Source organism: Collinsella sp. AF25-2LB (assembly GCF_003458415.1).
GTDB lineage: Bacteria > Actinomycetota > Coriobacteriia > Coriobacteriales > Coriobacteriaceae > Collinsella.
On the sequence record NZ_QRUF01000002.1, the window covers coordinates 189,036 to 206,449 of the forward strand.

18 protein-coding genes and 1 tRNA gene are annotated in these 17,414 nt (G+C 63.5%); all 19 read left to right on the top strand.

All coding sequences use genetic code 11. From position 1 onward, the window contains the following. Positions 1–54: 54 nt before the first annotated feature. Complete coding sequence (locus tag DWY51_RS02015) at positions 55–2,088, top strand: ABC-F family ATP-binding cassette domain-containing protein (RefSeq protein ID WP_117769685.1); 2,034 nt, start codon at positions 55–57, stop codon at positions 2,086–2,088. After that, positions 2,075–2,371 carry a hypothetical protein gene (locus tag DWY51_RS02020; protein WP_164473297.1) on the top strand — a complete coding sequence of 99 codons (297 nt, stop codon included), beginning with the start codon at positions 2,075–2,077 and terminating at the stop codon, positions 2,369–2,371. Before DWY51_RS02015 ends, DWY51_RS02020 begins: the two co-directional genes overlap by 14 nt. A 9-nt stretch (positions 2,372–2,380) precedes the next feature. Beyond that, complete coding sequence (locus DWY51_RS02025) at positions 2,381–3,064, top strand: site-2 protease family protein (protein WP_117769686.1); 684 nt, start codon at positions 2,381–2,383, stop codon at positions 3,062–3,064. A gap of 84 nt (positions 3,065–3,148) precedes the next feature. Beyond that, positions 3,149–3,961, top strand: coding sequence for a ScpA family protein (locus DWY51_RS02030; protein ID WP_117769687.1), 813 nt, complete (start codon positions 3,149–3,151; stop codon positions 3,959–3,961). A gap of 11 nt (positions 3,962–3,972) precedes the next feature. Beyond that, positions 3,973–4,701, top strand: a complete 729-nt coding sequence (gene scpB, locus DWY51_RS02035; protein ID WP_117769688.1) for an SMC-Scp complex subunit ScpB — start codon at positions 3,973–3,975, stop codon at positions 4,699–4,701. After that, entirely contained in the window at positions 4,688–5,650 is a 963-nt protein-coding gene (locus DWY51_RS02040; protein WP_369832475.1) for a pseudouridine synthase, read from the top strand. The genes scpB and DWY51_RS02040 overlap by 14 nt, the downstream gene beginning before the upstream one ends. A 66-nt stretch (positions 5,651–5,716) precedes the next feature. Next, entirely contained in the window at positions 5,717–6,403 is a 687-nt protein-coding gene (gene cmk / locus DWY51_RS02045; protein ID WP_117769690.1) for a (d)CMP kinase, read from the top strand. Positions 6,404–6,406: 3 nt separating this feature from the next. Further along, positions 6,407–7,135: a lysophospholipid acyltransferase family protein gene (locus tag DWY51_RS02050; RefSeq protein ID WP_117769691.1), complete on the top strand. Its 729-nt coding sequence runs from the start codon at positions 6,407–6,409 to the stop codon at positions 7,133–7,135. A gap of 2 nt (positions 7,136–7,137) precedes the next feature. Continuing rightward, positions 7,138–8,037, top strand: a complete 900-nt coding sequence (locus DWY51_RS02055) for a 4-hydroxy-3-methylbut-2-enyl diphosphate reductase (protein ID WP_199411345.1) — start codon at positions 7,138–7,140, stop codon at positions 8,035–8,037. A 2-nt stretch (positions 8,038–8,039) separates the two neighbouring features. Continuing rightward, positions 8,040–9,482, top strand: a complete 1,443-nt coding sequence (locus DWY51_RS02060) for a DUF512 domain-containing protein (protein WP_117769692.1) — start codon at positions 8,040–8,042, stop codon at positions 9,480–9,482. Positions 9,483–9,492: 10 nt separating this feature from the next. Continuing rightward, positions 9,493–10,827 carry a ribosome biogenesis GTPase Der gene (gene der, locus DWY51_RS02065; RefSeq protein ID WP_117769693.1) on the top strand — a complete coding sequence of 445 codons (1,335 nt, stop codon included), beginning with the start codon at positions 9,493–9,495 and terminating at the stop codon, positions 10,825–10,827. Further along, a complete protein-coding gene (gene plsY / locus DWY51_RS02070; protein WP_052044181.1) occupies positions 10,820–11,503 on the top strand; it encodes a glycerol-3-phosphate 1-O-acyltransferase PlsY in 684 nt (227 codons plus the stop codon). The genes der and plsY overlap by 8 nt, the downstream gene beginning before the upstream one ends. 9 nt (positions 11,504–11,512) lie before the next feature. Continuing rightward, positions 11,513–12,520: an NAD(P)H-dependent glycerol-3-phosphate dehydrogenase gene (locus DWY51_RS02075; protein WP_117769694.1), complete on the top strand. Its 1,008-nt coding sequence runs from the start codon at positions 11,513–11,515 to the stop codon at positions 12,518–12,520. Positions 12,521–12,538: 18 nt separating this feature from the next. After that, positions 12,539–13,210, top strand: coding sequence for a ribulose-phosphate 3-epimerase (rpe, locus tag DWY51_RS02080; protein ID WP_117769695.1), 672 nt, complete (start codon positions 12,539–12,541; stop codon positions 13,208–13,210). A 6-nt stretch (positions 13,211–13,216) separates the two neighbouring features. After that, positions 13,217–14,395: a cysteine desulfurase family protein gene (locus DWY51_RS02085; RefSeq protein ID WP_117769696.1), complete on the top strand. Its 1,179-nt coding sequence runs from the start codon at positions 13,217–13,219 to the stop codon at positions 14,393–14,395. Next, positions 14,392–15,201: a Nif3-like dinuclear metal center hexameric protein gene (locus DWY51_RS02090; RefSeq protein WP_117769697.1), complete on the top strand. Its 810-nt coding sequence runs from the start codon at positions 14,392–14,394 to the stop codon at positions 15,199–15,201. The genes DWY51_RS02085 and DWY51_RS02090 overlap by 4 nt, the downstream gene beginning before the upstream one ends. Next, entirely contained in the window at positions 15,198–15,917 is a 720-nt protein-coding gene (locus tag DWY51_RS02095; RefSeq protein WP_117769698.1) for a zinc ribbon domain-containing protein, read from the top strand. Before DWY51_RS02090 ends, DWY51_RS02095 begins: the two co-directional genes overlap by 4 nt. A 2-nt stretch (positions 15,918–15,919) precedes the next feature. After that, complete coding sequence (coaBC, locus tag DWY51_RS02100; RefSeq protein WP_233504593.1) at positions 15,920–17,134, top strand: bifunctional phosphopantothenoylcysteine decarboxylase/phosphopantothenate--cysteine ligase CoaBC; 1,215 nt, start codon at positions 15,920–15,922, stop codon at positions 17,132–17,134. An 80-nt stretch (positions 17,135–17,214) separates the two neighbouring features. Next, positions 17,215–17,291, top strand: a tRNA-Pro gene (locus DWY51_RS02105). Positions 17,292–17,414: the final 123 nt, after the last annotated feature.

Below are 17,414 nucleotides of genomic sequence, written 5' to 3' on the forward strand. Positions count from 1 at the left end.
CAACGCAAGTTGGGGCCTTTTTTCATATAGGAACACAAGGTCAAAGGCGGCAGCATGATCCTCCTGGTCGACAAGATCGAAAAAAGCTTCGGCGCGCGCGTCCTCTTTAGCGGCGCGTCCTTCCAGATCAACCCCGGCGAGCGCGCCGCGCTCGTGGGCCCCAACGGAGCCGGCAAAACCACCATGCTCAAAATCATCATGGGCATCGACAGCCCCGACGCCGGCCAGGTCCAGTACGCCAAGGACTGCCAGGTAGGCTACCTAGAGCAGGAAACCAACCTCGAGCACAAGGACACCACCATCCTCGCCGAGGTCATGGCCGCTGCCAAGGAAATCCGCCGCATGGGCGAGCGCGCCAACGAGCTGCAGGCTCAGATCACCGAGCTCTCCGAACAGGGCAAAGACGTCGATGCGCTCCTTAACGAGTACGGCCAGGTCCAGGACCGCTTTGAGCACCTGGGTGGCTACGAGCTCGAGAGCAACGCGCGCAAAATCCTGTCCGGCCTGGGCTTTAAGGTCACCGACTTTGAGCGCCCGTGCTCCGAGTTCTCTGGCGGCTGGCAGATGCGCATCGCGCTTGCCAAGCTCTTCCTGCGCCACCCCGACCTGCTGCTTCTGGACGAGCCCACCAACCACCTGGACCTCGAGAGCGTCCAATGGCTGCGCGGCTTTATCGCCAACTACGACGGCGCCGTCCTCATCGTCAGCCACGACCGCGCCTTCATGGACGCCTGCGTCGACCATGTCGCCGCTCTCGAAAACCGCCGCGTGACCACCTACACCGGCAACTACAGTAGCTACCTCAAGCAGCGCGAGGACAACCTGGAGCAGATGCGTGCCAAGCGCGCCGCCCAGGAGCGCGACATCGCCCACATGCAGGTCTTCGTTGACAAGTTCCGCTACAAGCCCACCAAGGCCGCCCAGGCCCAAGAGCGCATCCGCAAGATCGAGCAGATCAAAAAGGAGCTTGTCATCCTGCCCGAGGGTCACAAGCACATCGACTTTAAGTTCCCCGACCCACCGCGCTCCGGCGACATGGTCGTGGGCTTGGAAGGCGTCTCCAAGTCCTACGGCGACAAGCACATCTACAGCGACATCGACCTCAAACTCTACCGCGGCGAGCATGTGGCACTCGTCGGCCCTAACGGCGCCGGCAAGTCCACCCTCATGAAGATCCTCGCCGGCCTGGAGCCGCCCACCACCGGCACCCGCGACCTGGGAACCAACGTCGGCGTCGCCTACTATGCCCAGCACGCGCTCGAAGGCATGACCGAGTCCAACACCGTCCTGCAAGAGATCGACACCGTCACACCCAAGTGGACCGTGCCGCAACAGCGTAGCCTGCTGGGCGCCTTCCTGTTTAGCGACAACGACTCCATCGAGAAGCAGGTCCGCGTCCTCTCCGGTGGCGAAAAGGCGCGGCTAGCGCTCGCCAAGATGCTCGTGGCCCCCGAGGCGCTCCTGTGCCTGGACGAGCCCACCAACCACCTGGACATCGACTCGGTGGACATGCTCGAGAACGCCCTGCAAAACTTCCCCGGTACCATTGTGCTGATCAGCCACGACGAGCACCTGGTACGCGCCGTGGCCAACCGCATCATCGACATCCGCGATGGTAAGGTCACGGTCTACGACGGCGACTACGACTACTACCTCTACAAGCGCGAGGACCTCGCAGCCCGCGCCGCCGTCGAAGCAGCAGGGGAGAGTACGCCGGCCGCGACCAAGTCCGCTAAGGTCACCGCAGCCCAGCCCGATACGCCCGCCGCTGCTTCCAAGCCTGCCGAGGGCAAAAAGACCAAGGAGCAAAAGCGCGCCGAGGCCCAGGCCCGCGCTGCGCTCAACAAAAAGCTCAAGGGCGTGCGCAACCAGCTCAAGAAGATCGAGGCTGAGCTCGACAAAAAACGCGCCCGCTATGACGAGCTTATGGAATTGATGGCCAGCGAAGAGCTTTATGCCGATCAGGACAAGTTCAACGCCGCGCTGGGGGAATATAACGGCCTTAAGCAAGAGCTGCCCAAGCTCGAGGACGAATGGCTGGAGCTTTCCACCCAGATCGAAGAGGAGACCGCGCGTGAACTCTCGTAAGGCCGCTGCCGTGGCGATGAGCATCATCGCCATCGCCTGTCGCATCTGCGGCATTTTTATGAGCGCGATGACCGTGCTGCTGTGCTTTAGCGGCCTGACCGCCAAGCTGCAGATCGTCGGCTTTGTCGTTGAGCTTTCGCGCGCACTGCCGAGTGCCATCGCCGGCTACGGCGTCATCACCTCGCCCTTTGGCGGCGTGTTCCGCTTAGATTACGCCATCGTGGCCGTCATCCTGTTTGTGGCCGACTACCTGCTCACGCGCGCCTCGCGCCGCGTCCGCTAGGGGATTGTTATGTCCAGCAGCTACTTCATGAACCTGCTCGCCAGCGCGGTCGCCGTCATCGTCGGCATCGTGATCCACGAGAGTGCGCACGCCGCCGCGGCCTGGGCACTCGGCGATAAGACGGCCCGTTCGCGCGGTCGTGTCTCGCTCAACCCGCTCAACCATATCGACCCGTTTGGCACCATCATCTTGCCGCTGCTCATGCTTGCCGCCGGCGGCCCGGTGTTCGCCTTCGCCAAGCCCGTGCCCGTCTACCTCAACAACCTCAAGCACCCCAAGCGCGATGAGGTCCTGGTTAGCGCAGCCGGCCCCGCATCGAACATCGCCCTCGCGTGCCTTGCGGCCGCCCTCATGCACACGGCATACGGCAACCTCTACACCCGCATGTCCTTTGCCCTGGCGTCACAGATCATGAACTTCGGCGCCACGTTTATCGTAGTCAACCTGTCACTCGCGTTCTTCAACCTCATCCCGATCCCACCGCTCGACGGCTCTTCGATCATTGTGCCGTTCCTTAAAGGCAAGGCTCTCAACAACTATTATCGTCTGCAGCAATACGCTATGCCCATCCTCATCCTAGTGCTGTACCTGCTGCCCATGTGGACCGGCATCGACGTGATCGGCCGCTATTTCGACGTTACCGTGTATCCGCTTGCTGAGCAGCTGCTCAACTTCGCAATCGCCGGCATCTAAGGTAAACTTACAGGTCGACCGTGCAAAACGGTCAGAACATGCGCCCAAACCGCGCCGCGAAGGCGCCGTCAAAGGAGGTCGAAGATGTCGTATCGCGTGTCGACGCAGGTCTACAGCGGACCGTTCGACCTGCTGCTGCAGCTGGTAACCCGCCAAAAAGTAGATATCGGCGCCATCTCCATCAGCGAGGTGGCCGAACAGTACCTTGCCGAGGCAGAGCGCATTGAGGCGCTGGACCTGGACGTGGCGAGCGACTTTTTGCTGGTGGCGGCAACCCTTTTGGACATCAAGGCTGCCTCTCTAGTGCCGCAGGAGGCCCCGCGCAAAGTCGATGACGACGATGACGAGTTCGACGAAGACCTCGAGGAGCTCAGCGCGCTCGACGGCGACGCCCTGCGCGAGGTCCTGATCCAGCGCCTAATTGCCTACAAGCAGTTTAAGGGCGCGGCCGCGGCCCTTGGCGCGCGCATGCAGGCCGAAAGCCGCATGCACCCGCGTGTGGCCGGTCCCGACCCGGAGTTCCTAGGCCTTATGCCCGACTACCTTGCCGGCATCACGCTGCGCGGTCTCGCCGTCATCTGTGCCGACCTGGACGGCAAGCGCCAGACTTTCCTGCTGGAGGCCGAGCACGTGGCGCCGCATCGCGTGCCGCTCGACCTGACCGTGGCCTCAGTCGACCGCTTTACCATGGCGCACCAAACCTGCACCTTCCGCGAGCTACTGGACGGCGATGCCACCACCGAGCAGCTCGTTGTCACCTTCCTAGCTATGCTTGAGCTCGCCAAGCGCGGCTCGCTCACGCTGAGCCAGGACGAGATCTTTGGAACCATCCGCATCAACCGCGTCGAGGGCGCCGAGGCCTATGTGCCCGGCGAGGGCCCCGAGCTCACCGAATAGGAGCCGCAACCATGTCAACCCTTTCCACGCTGGAGGCAAACAGCCTCAAAGGCGCCCTCGAGGCGCTGCTGCTGGTGTCGAGCGACCCGGTGAGTGCGCCCGCGCTGGCCGGCGCACTGGATATCGCCCCCGGCGAGTGCGCGTCGCTGCTCGCCGAGCTCAAGGTTGAGTACGAGGAGGCCAACCGCGGCTTTCAGCTGCGCGAGGTCGCCGGCGGCTGGCGCCTGTTTACGCACCCCGCCTACCACGACGTGGTCGAGGCCTATGTGTTGAGCTGGGACACGCAAAAGTTATCGCAAGCGGCACTCGAGACCCTGGCCGTGATCGCATACCACCAGCCCGTGACGCGCGAGGTGGTGAAGGGCATCCGCGGCGTCAATTCCGACGGCGTCATCGCGTCGCTTGTGGACAAGGGTCTGGTGCGTGAGCTCGGCCGCGATCCCCAGCGCGGTCAAGCCATCATCTACGGCACGACCAACGCCTTCTTGGAAAAGTTCGGCCTGCGCTCCACCCGCGACCTGCCCGACCTGGAGCAGTTTGCCCCAGACGAGCAGTCGCGCCAGTTTATCCGCGAGCGTCTGAGCGGCCGCAGTATTCAGTCCACGCTCGAGGAGCAAGCCGAGGACTTAGACGAAGAGCGCGAACTGCTCGATACCGATGTTGTAGATGTTGAGGCAGTCGAGAACTTGGAGACCCTGGTCGTCGACGAGACCTCGGAGGATTTGCATGACGAGGACTAACGAAGTAGGGGAGACGCGCGCCATGGGCAACGCAGTACCCGCCACCGACGCCCAGCCCGTCTATCCGCACACCATGCGCCTGCAGCGCTTTTTAGCGCGCGCGGGCGTGGCGAGCCGCCGTGGCTCGGAGGACCTGATGACCGCCGGCCGCGTGACCGTCAACGGCGAGGTCGCGACCGAACTGGGCACCAAGGTCGACGTCGACCGCGACCATATCGAGGTCGACGGCATGCCCGTCAAGCTCAACCAGGGCGCCGTGTACCTGATGCTCTACAAGCCGACCGGCTACCTCACCACCATGAGCGACCCGCAGGAGCGCCCTTGCGTGGCCGACCTGGTCCCCCGCGACCGCTTTCCGGGACTCTTCCCGGTGGGTCGTCTGGACCGCGACACCACAGGCCTTTTGCTCTTTACCACCGACGGCGACCTGTCGCAGGACCTGCTGCACCCGAGCAAGCACGTCTACAAGACCTACCAGGCGCTCGTGGACGGAGACTTGTCCGACCGCGATCTTACCCCGCTACGTCGCGGCATCGAGCTCGACGACGGCCTGTGCCAGCCGGCAATCTGCCGCGTCATCAACGCGCGCGAGGCAGAGGCCGTGGCTCCGCAAGGCGTCAAGCCCGGCACCACCGCCGTGGAGGTCATCATCCGCGAGGGACGCAAGAACCAGGTCAAGCGCATGCTGGGCAAGATTCACCATCCGGTAATCCGTCTGCATCGCTGCAACTTTGCCGGCCTGGAGCTCGAGGGCGTGGCCAAGGGCTCGTGGCGCGAGCTCACCGACCGCGAGGTGCAGATCCTAAAAAGCGGCGGCATCCCGCCCAAGCAGGCCAGCTCCAAGCGCGTCGCCGCGCCGGCGACCAACACCGCCAGCCGCACGCGTCACCACGGCAGCCACGGCTCCGCGCCCAAGCGCAACACCTACCGCGAGCGCTACACGGGCTAGGCAATCCGCCGCGCCCCAACGCCCGCGAACCATACCAGCACGTCAATCATCGAAAGGAAGCATTGCATGATCGTCGCCATCGACGGCCCCGCCGGTTCCGGCAAGTCCACCATCGCCAAGGAGATCGCCCGCCAGCTGGGCTTTAACAAGCTCGACACGGGCGCCATGTATCGCGCCGTCACCTTCGCCGCGCTCGACCGCGGCATCGATCTGGACGACGAGGCGGCAATCGACGCCCTCGCCGAGCAGATCGAGATCCGCTTTACCAACGGCACCGGTGAGGACACGCGCCTGACCATTGACGGTCAGGACGCTTCAGCCGCCATCCGCACCCCGCAGGTCGACGCCAACGTATCCAAGGTCTCGGCCTACCCGGGCGTCCGCGCCGCCATGCTCATCCATCAGCGCCGCGCCGCCGAGGACCGCGACATCGTCGCCGAGGGTCGCGACATCGGCACCGTCGTGTTCCCCAACGCACAGGTCAAGGTGTTCCTGACTGCCGACCCGCGTGAGCGCGCCCGCCGCCGCGTGCTTCAGCGTCACCAAAACGATGCCCAGCCGCTCACGTCCGAGCAGCTCGAAGCCGAGGTCGACGAGACCCTCGACGCCCTCAAGCAGCGCGACAAGCTTGACAGCAGCCGCGAGGTCGCCCCGCTCGTGCCCGCCGAGGACGCCGTGCACGTCGACTCCACCGCTCACACTATCGACGAGGTCGTCTCGATCATCGAAGACCTCATCAACCAAAGGAGGTAGCCCATGCGCCTGTTTAAACAGACGCCCGAGGATTACTACAACGCCCCCTACGCCGAGTTCCCGGCGCTCATCCGCGGCACCGTTGTCGTGGTCATGGCAATCCTGTGGACCTTCTCCAAGCTCATGTGGCGCTGGAAGGTCGAGGACGCCGACCTGCTGTTTGAGCGCCAGGAAGGCCGCGGTAGCGTAGTCATCTGCAACCACACCTCGATGGCCGAACTCTTGGCCGTGGAGACGGCGCTGTTCTTTGGCGGCCGCCGCATCCGCCCCATCTTTAAGTCCGAATTTGCCAAGTCCAAGATTGTGCGCTGGGCCTTTAGCCGCGTGGGCGGCATCCCCGTGGAGCGCGGTACTGCCGATATGAAGTGCCTGCGCGCCGCCCAGCATGCGCTGCAGCGCGGCGAGGACGTCCTGATCTTCCCCGAGGGCACGCGCATCCGATCGCGCGAAATCAAGCCCGAGGTCCACGGCGGTTTTGCGCTCATCGCTCAGATGGGCAAGGCACCCGTGAACCCGCTCGCCATCTGCGGCTGGTCCGACATCACGCCCGCGGGCAAAAAGATCATGCGCCCTAAGAAGTGCTGGATCCGCGCCGGCAAGGCCGTCTCGCTTTCCGACGCACCGGCCGGGCTTAAGCGCACGGAGCGCCTGGAATGGTTTGAGTCCGAGGCCATGAGCCGCGTCTACGCCATGCGAGACGAGCTGTGCGACGAGCATCCGGGCAGGTTCTAGCCATGAGCGAGAACGTGACGAACACCTCCGCGACTGCGTCCGACCAGGCAATCGCGCCTTCCATCGAGATCGCCGCCCACGCCGGCACTTGCTATGGCGTACAGCGTGCGCTCGATATGGCGCTGGCCGCCGCGCCGCAGGCAGGGGAGTGCACTCAGGTTCATACCTTGGGTCCGCTTATCCATAACCCCATCGTGGTACGCGAGCTCGCTCAGGCGGGCGTTGGCTTGGCCGAAACCCTGGATGACGCCGCAACCGGCACCGTGATTATCCGCGCCCACGGCGTGGTGCCGCAGGTGATCGATGCTGCCCGCAAGCGCGACCTTACCGTGGTTGACGCCACCTGCCCCTACGTGAAGAAGGTCCATGTGGCGGCCGAGCGCCTGGTGCGCGAAGGCTACCGCGTGATCGTCGTGGGCGAGCCGGGCCACCCAGAGGTCGAGGGTATTCTGGGCCACGCCGGCAATGACGCGCAGGTCGTGAGTTGCGCTGCCGATGCGGACGCGCTGCCGCTCAAGGGCAAGGTAGGCCTCGTCGTGCAGACCACCCAGACCGCGCAGAACCTCGCCGAGGTCGTGGCCGCCATAACCCCGCGCGTGCAGGAGCTGCGTGTGATCAACACCATCTGCGCCGCCACGAGTGAGCGTCAACAGGCAGCAGCCACACTTGCCAACCGCTGCGACTGCATGGTCGTGGTGGGCGGCAAGAACTCGGGCAACACCCGCCGCCTGGCGCAGATTTGCGCAGACGCCTGCGAGCGCACGTATCATATCGAGGAAGCTTCCGAGCTCCAGGCCGCGTGGTTTACCGACGCTCACCACATCGGCATCACCGCCGGAGCTTCCACCCCGCAAGAACACATCGAGCGCGCGGTCACGCGCATCAAGGAGCTTTGCCGCTAATCATGGACCAGACCGTACCCGCATACGCCGCCGAGGTGGCCGATTACGGGCGCAGCCGCGATCCCGAGCCGGGTGAGGGCGCGCTCGTTAAGAACGTGCGTCCCGAATCGCCCGCGTGGGATGTGGGTATCGAGCCGGGCATGCGCGTGCTCACGGTCAACGGTGAGCAGCTTACCGACATGATTGTGTGGCTCTGGGAGGCCGACGATGATACCGTCGACCTCGAGGTTTTCGACCCGCGCGACAACACCGTCACCTCCGTCGAGCTCGACCGCTTCCCAGGAGAGGACTGGGGCCTTGAGTTCGATGGCCCTATCTTCGATGGCATGCGCACCTGTGTGAACGCCTGCGTGTTCTGCTTTATGACGATGCTCCCCAAGGGCGGCCGCTCCACGCTCTATATTCGCGATGACGACTATCGCCTAAGCTTTTTGCAGGGCAACTTTGTTACGCTCACGAACCTCACCGACGAGGACGTGCAAAACGTCATCCAACGCAACATGAGCCCCATGAACGTGTCGGTCCACGCCGTAAGCCCCGACGTCCGCCGCCGCATGATGGGCCGTAACGCCCAGCGCGGCATGGATGTGCTCGAGGCCATCATGGCCGCCGGCATAGAGATTCATGCGCAGATCGTGTTGTGCCCCGGCATGAACGACGGCGAGGAGCTGGAAAAGACCCTGCGCTTTTGCGAGGAGCACGAGCAAATCACCAGCCTGGGCATTGTGCCGCTCGGTTTTACCAAGCATCAGAACCGTTTTAGCTGGTCCTACAGCGACAAACCCGAGCTAGCGCGCGAGACCATCGCCATGATCAGGCCCTTCCAGGATCGTGCCTATGAGCGCTTTGGCCGCCACACCTTCCAGATGAGCGACGAATTCTATCTGGACGCCGGCATCGATCCTCCCGAGGCGGACTTTTACGACGGTTACCCGCAGTACTACGACGGCATCGGCATGATCCGCTCGTATCTGGACGAGACCGACGACGTGCTTGCCGCCGACGCCGAGCGTCTGGCCCGCGTCCGCGCTGGCATCGCCGAGCGCAACCAGCGCCTGCTGTGCCTCTCCGGCGACAGCGCGCGCGACACCGTGGCGCGCTTTGTGGAGTCGCCGTATGGTCTCGCCGGCACTGTCACGGCCATCAAGAACCGCTACTTTGGCGGCAACGTGGACGTGACCGGCCTCATCGTCGCGTGTGACATTCTGGAGCAGCTGCCCCAAGATCTGTCGGGGGTTATGCTCTTTGTGCCTAAGCTCATGTTCAACGCTGACGGCATGACGCTTGACGAGTATCATCGTGACGATTTACTCGCAAGCCTTACCAGTCGCGGCGCCGAGGTTCATGTGGTGTCGACCATGCCGCATGAGCTGCTCGATACCCTGGAGCGCATCCTTGGCATTGTGCCTGCCGACTCTACTAATTCCACTGACCCTACCCATTAAAGGAGAGCAGATGAAACCTATCGTCGCCGTCGTCGGACGCCCCAACGTGGGCAAGTCCACGCTCGTTAACCGCCTGGCCCAGACCTCGGACGCCATCGTCCACGAGTCCCGCGGCGTCACGCGCGACCGCTCGTATCACACGGCCGATTGGAACGGCCGCGAGTTCACCATCGTCGACACGGGCGGTATCGAGCCGCTCAAGAGCGACGATGTCTTTGCCACGTCCATCCGCGACCAGGCCCTCGCCGCCGCCGAGGAAGCCGCCGTCATCCTGTTTGTGGTCGACGGCCGCACCGGCGTCACCGAGGAGGACGAGTCGGTCGCTCGCATGCTCAAGCGCTGCGACAAGCCGGTCTTTCTGCTGGTGAACAAGCTCGATAACCCCGACCGCGAAAATGACAGCATCTGGGAGTTCTATTCGCTCGGCATCGGTGAGCCCACGCCGCTTTCGGCCCTGCACGGCCACGGCACGGGCGACCTGCTCGACGACATCGTGGCCCTGTTGCCCGAGGAGGAGGACGAGGTCGCCGACGAGTTCCCCGATGCGCTGAACGTGGCCATCATCGGCCGCCCCAACGCCGGTAAGTCCTCGCTGTTCAACCGCATCCTGGGCGCCGACCGTTCCATCGTGTCCAACATCGCCGGCACCACGCGCGATGCCATCGACACCGTCGTGGAGCGCAACGGCAAGCACTACCGCATGGTCGACACCGCGGGTATTCGCAAGAAGAGCACCGTGTACGAGAACATCGAGTACTACTCCATGGTCCGCGGCCTGCGCGCCATCGACCGCGCCGACGTGGCGCTGCTCGTCGTCGACGCCTCCGTGGGCGTTACCGAGCAGGACCAGAAGGTCATGGGTCTTGCCATCGAGCGCGGCTGCGCCATCGTGGTGCTGCTCAACAAGTGGGACCTGCTCGACGATGACCGCAAGCGCGAGGCCTGCATGGAGACCGTCGACCGCCGTCTGGGCGTCATGGCTCCCTGGGCCCAGTACCTGCGCATCTCAGCCCTGACCGGCCGTAGCGTCGAGAAGATCTGGTCGATGGTCGACGCGGCCGAAAAGACGCGCTCGCAAAAGATCAGTACCTCACGCCTCAACACGTTCCTCACCGACCTGCGCGAGTTCGGTCATACCGTGGTGGACGGCAAGCGCCGCCTGCGTATGCATTACGTGACCCAGACGGGCGTCAACCCGCCGACGTTCACGTTCTTCGTCAACCACAGTGACCTGGTCAACGACACCTACCAGCGCTACGTGGAGAACCGCATGCGCTCGACCTTCGACTTTGCCGGCACACCCATTCGACTCTTCTTTAGGAAGAAGGAGCAAAAGGATGCATAATCCGATTCTTCTGACCGCCATCTGTGCCGTGGTCTCGTTCTTTATCGGGGCGATTCCGTTTGGCCTGATCCTGGGCCGCGTGTTCAACCACACCGACATTCGCAAGGCGGGCTCCGGCAACATCGGCACCACCAACGCCCTGCGCGTGGCCGGCCCCAAGGTGGCCGCGCTCACGCTGCTGCTCGACTGCCTTAAGGGCGCCATCTGTGTCCTTATCGCGCGTCCGCTCATTGCCGACTTGGGCTATGGCTTCCCCGTGAGCATTATGGCCCCCGGTGCCGCCGGCGACTGGATGCTCGGCGTCATCTGCCTGGCAGCCGTGTGGGGCCATATCTTCTCGCCCTACCTCAACTTCCATGGCGGCAAGGGCATCGCAGTTGGTCTGGGCGTCATCCTCGCTTGGTACTGGCCCATCGGACTTTCGCTGCTGGGCATGTTTATCGTGGCCGTCGCCATCACCAAGTTTGTGTCGGTGGGCTCGCTTGCCGCGGCCATCGGTCTTCCCATCGCTGTCTGCGCGGTCTTTCCGTACAGCAGCCTGGGACTTAAGTTTTGCATGGCGCTGATCGGCATTACTGTGGTGTGGGCGCATCGTGCGAACATCAAAAAGCTCATGACGGGTAAGGAGTCCAAGCTCTCGTTTACCAAGCGCGTCACCGAGCCCGACGATAAGTAGGAGAGAGTCATGAATGTTGCGCTGATTGGCTCCGGCTCCTGGGGAACCGCCGTCGCGGGCCTTGCCGCCGCGCGGGCCGAGCGCGTGACCATGTGGGCCCACAGCGAGCAGACGGCCTCCGGCATTAACGGCGAGCACCGCAACCCCCGCTACCTTGTGGGCTACAAGCTGCCCGGCAACGTCGTCGCCACGACGGACCTGGCGCAGGCGCTCGACGGTGCCGAGGCCATCATCTTTGCCGTTCCTTCGACGCACCTTCGCAGCGTATGTCATCAGGCAGCACCCTTCATCGCCGCCGATACCCCGGTGCTCTGCCTCACGAAGGGCATTGAGCCCGAGTCCGGCCTGCTCATGAGCGAGGTCATTGCCAGCGAGATCGGCAACGAGGCGCGCGTGGCGGCGCTCTCCGGCCCCAACCATGCCGAGGAGATCTGCCGCGGCGGGCTTTCTGCCGCCGTCATCGCCAGCAAAGACCCGCAGATAGGGGAGACCTTTAAGGACCTGCTCCTATCCACGGCCTTCCGCATCTACCTGTCGCAGGACATGACCGGCGTCGAGGTTTGCGGTGCCATGAAAAACGTTATCGCCATCGTGTGCGGCATCTCCGCCGGCACCGGTGCCGGCGACAATACGCTTGCCCTTATCATGACGCGCGGCCTGGCCGAGATCAGCCGTCTGGTGCACGCCCGCGGCGGTCAAGCTATGACCTGCATGGGACTCGCCGGCATGGGCGACCTCATTGCCACCTGCACCTCGGAGCATTCGCGCAACCGCACCTTTGGCTACGAGTTTGCCCACGGCGTGTCACTCAACGAGTATCAGACGCGCACGCATATGGTGGTCGAAGGCGCCGTCGCGGCCCGCAGCGTCAGCGAACTCGCCCGTTCACTGGGCGTAGACATTCCGCTCACCTTTGCCGTGGAGCAAACGCTCTACAACGGTGTTACTTTGGATAGGGCGCTCGAGATTCTTACCGACCGTGTCCCTTCTCAAGAGTTCTACGGACTCACCGACTAGCGCAGAAAGGCTACTACCATGGGTTCCATCAAAATCGCTCCGTCCGTCCTTTCGGCCGATATGGCCAACCTCAAGGGCGAGCTCGACAAGATCGCCGGTGCCGACTACGTGCACTTCGACGTTATGGACGGTCACTTTACCGGCAACCTCACCTTTGGCGTCGACATCCTCAAGGCTGTCAAGCGCTCCACCGATGTACCGGTCGACGCGCACCTGATGGTGTCGAACCCCGACGAGACGGTCGATTGGTACGCCGACGCCGGTGCCGACATGATCACCGTGCACTACGAGGCCTCCACGCACCTGCACCGCACGCTCACGCATCTGCAGCAGCGCGGCGTCAAGGCCGGTGTGGTACTCAACCCCGCCACCCCCGTCTGCGTGCTCGAGAGCATCATCGAAGTTGTCGACATGGTGCTGCTCATGAGCGTGAACCCCGGCTTTGGCGGCCAGAGCTTTATCCCGGGGACTATCGCCAAGCTCCACGAGCTCAAGGCCATGTGCGAGCGCCACGGCGTGTCGCCCATGATTGAGGTCGACGGCGGCATTTCTTCCAAGAACATTGCCGAAGTCGTCAAGGCCGGCGCCAACGTGCTCGTGGCCGGTTCCGCTGTATTTAAGTCCGAAGATCCCGCCGCTGAGGTTGCGCTGCTGCAGAAGCTGGGCAACGAGGCTGCACAGGAGGCATAAACCCTTATGACCGCAGGTCAAAACCGCATACCCGTGAATCTTGACTATGCCGCCTCGACGCCCATGCGCGCCGAGGCGCTCCTTGCGCAGCGCGAGTACGACGACAGCGAGCTTGCCGGCGTCAACCCCAACTCGCTGCATTCGCTCGGCCGCAAGGCCGCTGCGCGCCTGGAAGTGGCGCGTCGCGAGATCGCCCATAGCTTTGGCGCGCGCGTTCGCCCGTCCGAGATCATCCTTACCAACGGCGGCACCGAGGCCAACCAGCTGGCGCTGCTCGGTCTTGCCGAGGGTGCTCGTCAGCGCGATCGCAAGCGCGATCGTGTAATCGTTTCGGCCATCGAGCACGATTCGATTCTGGACAACCTGCCGCTGCTGCGTGCCGCCGGCTTTACCGTCGACTTGGTGCAGCCCTGCCGCATGGGCTACATTGAGCCTGCCACGCTTGTCGAACTGCTCGGCAACGACGTGGCGCTCGTGAGCATCATGGTTGCCAACAACGAGACCGGCGTGGCGCAGCCCATCCGCGAGCTTGCCGCGGCCGCACATGCTGCCGGCGCCCTGTTTCATACCGATGCCATCCAAGGGTACTTGCATATTCCGCTCGATGTCACCGAGCTGGGCGTCGATGCTATGACCGTTGCCGCGCACAAGATCGGCGGCCCCGTGGCATCCGGCGCGCTCTACCTTAAGAGCCGCACGCCGCTGCGCCCGCGCATCTTTGGCGGCGGACAGGAGGCCGGTCTTCGTGCCGGCACGCAGGACCTGCGTACACAGCTTGCTTTTGCCGCTGCCGCTTCCGCGCTGTTGCCGAACGTGGCCCAGGAGCGCGCGACGCTGCAGGTCTTATCCGATAAGCTCTACGCCACGCTTACGGCTCATCCGCGTATTCATGCCACCATGGGCGACTACGCACAGGCCGATCGTCTGCCGGGCATGGTTTCCATCTACGTCGACGGCATGGACTCCGAGGAGCTCATCATCAAGCTAGACGCCGCCGGCTTTGAGGTATCGGCCGGTTCTGCCTGCTCGAGCGGCAGCATGGACCCGAGCCATGTTCTCAGCGCCATGGGTATTGGCCGCGAGCAGGCCCTGGGTGCACTGCGCATCTCCTTCGATGACCGTGTGAATCCGGGCGATCTGGACGAGTTTGCCCAGACGCTGCTCTCGATCGTGGGTGCCGCATGATCGTCGCCGAGCTTGAACGTGCGCTGCTGGCGCGCTACCCCAAGATGGACGCCGAGGGCTGGGATCATGTTGGGCTATCTGTGGGAGATCCCGCTGCTGAGATCACCGGTGTTGCCTGCGCGCTCGATGCGACCGAAGCTAATGTTCTCCGCGCCCAAGAAGCCGGTGCAAACGTGCTGCTGACGCATCATCCTGTCTATATCAAGGCGCCCGAGGCGTTTTGTCCAGCGGATACCACTCGCCCCCAGTGCAGCGCGGCACTCTATGAGGCGGCCCGTTGCGGCGTGAGCATCATATCGCTCCACACCAACCTGGACCGCTCGCACGAAGCCCGTGTCTGCCTGAGCGAGCTGCTGGGTGCCGCACCCGTGAGCTCACTGGAGCACGTGGACGACCCCGAGGCAACCGGCCTGGGCGCGCTTGCAACGCTCAACGACCCGTACACGCTGCGCGATCTTGCCACCCGTGCTGCCACGGCCTTCGGCAGCGACCCGCGTGTGTGGGGCGAAGCCGATCGCCCGTGCCGCACCGTCGCCATTTTGGGCGGCTCCCTGGGCGACTTTGGAGAGCTCGCCATCGCCGCGAGCGCGGACGTTGTCGTGACGGGCGAGGCGGGATACCACGTGGCGCAAGACCTTGCCTTGCGCGGGCTGTCGGTGATCTTGCTCGGCCACGACCGCTCCGAGGAACCGTTCGTTGATATATTGATGAACTCTGCAGTTGACGCCGGGGTCGACCCCCGTCATGCGATTAAAATACTAAACCCTTGCCAATGGTGGACTGTGACAAAAGGAGAGAACTTATGAGCGCCGGCGCTACGCTACTCAAGCTGCAACAGATCGATTTGGAGCTCGCCCGTAACAAGAGCGAACTTGCCAATATGCCGGAGCTCAAGGAGCTCGCTTCCAAGCGCAAGACCTATGTGAAGCTCAAGTCCGAGATGACCAAGCTCTACGCCCAGCGCAAGGATCTGGACATTGAGCTCGACGATCTCAACACCACCGAGATTCAGACTAACAACGCCATCGAGGCTGCCAAGAAGCGCCACGTCGACGGCTCCGACTACCGCGAGGTTCAGGACCTGGAGAACGAGCTCGCCACCCTGGCCAAGCGTCTGGACAAGATCGAGCACACCCGCAAGGACGTCGTTGTCGCCCATAAGGAGGCGCTCGACCGCGAGGCTCGCGCGCAGGCTATCATCGCCAAGTTCGAGGAGGGCGTGAAGGCAGATACCAAGGCTGCCCGCGCCAAGGCCGCCGACCTCCAGGCACAGATTGATGCCGCCATCAAGGAGCGCACCGCGCTTGCCGCCACACTGCCGACCGACGTGCTCACCGACTACGAGCGCCTGCTCAAGCAGTTCCGCGGCCTGGCCGTCGAGACCATCAAGGGCAACATCCCCACGGTCTGCCACACTGCGCTGCAGGCGTCGTCCATGAGCGACCTCAACCACGACGGCAGTGAGATTACGCACTGCCCGTACTGCCACCGCCTGCTCGTGCTCCCCAGCAAGGAAGCCTAACGATGACGGCGGCACCCAACAATTCAATGCAACTTGAGGGAAAAACGATCCTGCTGGGCATTACCGGCGGGATCGCCGCCTATAAGTCGTGCAATATCGTGCGCCTGCTGCAAAAGCGAGGCGCCCGCGTTAAGGTCGTCATGAGCGAACATGCCACGGAGTTCGTGGGGCCGCTCACCTTCCGTGCGCTCACGGGCGAGCCGGTCGCTGTGGGCCTGTTCGACGACCCCTCCGACCCCATCCACCATATCTCGCTGGCGCAGGAGCCCGATCTGGTGGTCGTGGCGCCCGCGACGGCCAATATCATCGCCAAGATGGCCAACGGCGTCGCCGATGACCTCATCTCCACCACGCTGCTTGCGACGCCGCGACCCATCGTGATCGCACCCGCTATGAACAACGGCATGTGGAAGGCGCCGGCGACGCAGGCCAACATGGCCACGCTGCTCGAGCGCGGTGTCCATGTGGTGGGTCCGGGCAGCGGCTACCTTGCCTGCGGCGACGTGGACACGGGACGCATGAGCGAGCCCGAGGACATCGTAGAGGCTGTCTGTGAGGTGCTCAACCCCGCGCCACAGGACCTGGCAGGTAAGCGCATCGTAATTACCGCCGGTCCCACGCACGAGCCGATCGACCCCGTGCGCTTCATTGGTAACCGTTCATCGGGCAAGATGGGTATCGCTCTGGCGGGGGAGGCCGCACGCCGCGGCGCTGCGGTCACGCTCGTGTTGGGACCGACATCACTCGATGTGCTCCGCGGCGTGGAGTGCGTGCGCGTGCAGACCGCCGCAGAGATGCTCCAGGCGGCCCTGAGCGCCTTCCAGACGGCCGATGCGGCAATTTGTGCGGCCGCCGTCGCCGACTACACCCCCGCGGCCCCTGCGGACCATAAGCTCAAAAAGGCCAACGAGCGCCTGGATCGCATCGAACTGGTCGAGACGGTCGATATTTTGGCCGAGCTCTCGCGCCAGAAGGGCGAGCGATGCGTGATCGGATTTGCGGCCGAGACCGATAACGTCGTGGAGTACGCGCAGCGCAAGCTCGCCCGCAAGGGCTGCGATGCCATTATCGCCAACGATGTCTCGCGCGCCGATTCGGGCTTTGGAACCGATACCAACAAGGCCTGGATTGTGAGCACAACGGGTACGCAAGAGCTTCCCGTGCTAACAAAACCCCAGCTCGCAGATACAATTTTGGACTTGCTTCAAAATTTATAAAAAAGTTCTTGCACAAGTCTAAAGTTTCGGGTTAATATACTCCCTGTTGCGAGCGAGAGCAGAGCAACAAACAAAAGCTTCGGGACGTGGCGCAGCTTGGTAGCGCACTTGACTGGGGGTCAAGGGGTCGCTGGTTCGAATCCAGTCGTCCCGACCAGAAGTTTGCAGGTCAGGCACCTAGTGCCTGACCTTTTTTGTTTTAAGCAATTGCTTAATTTTGATTTTCAAGACTTTAGTCCGCTGGCCGCGCAGCGGCCAGCTTTAAACCACCCGCTACGCG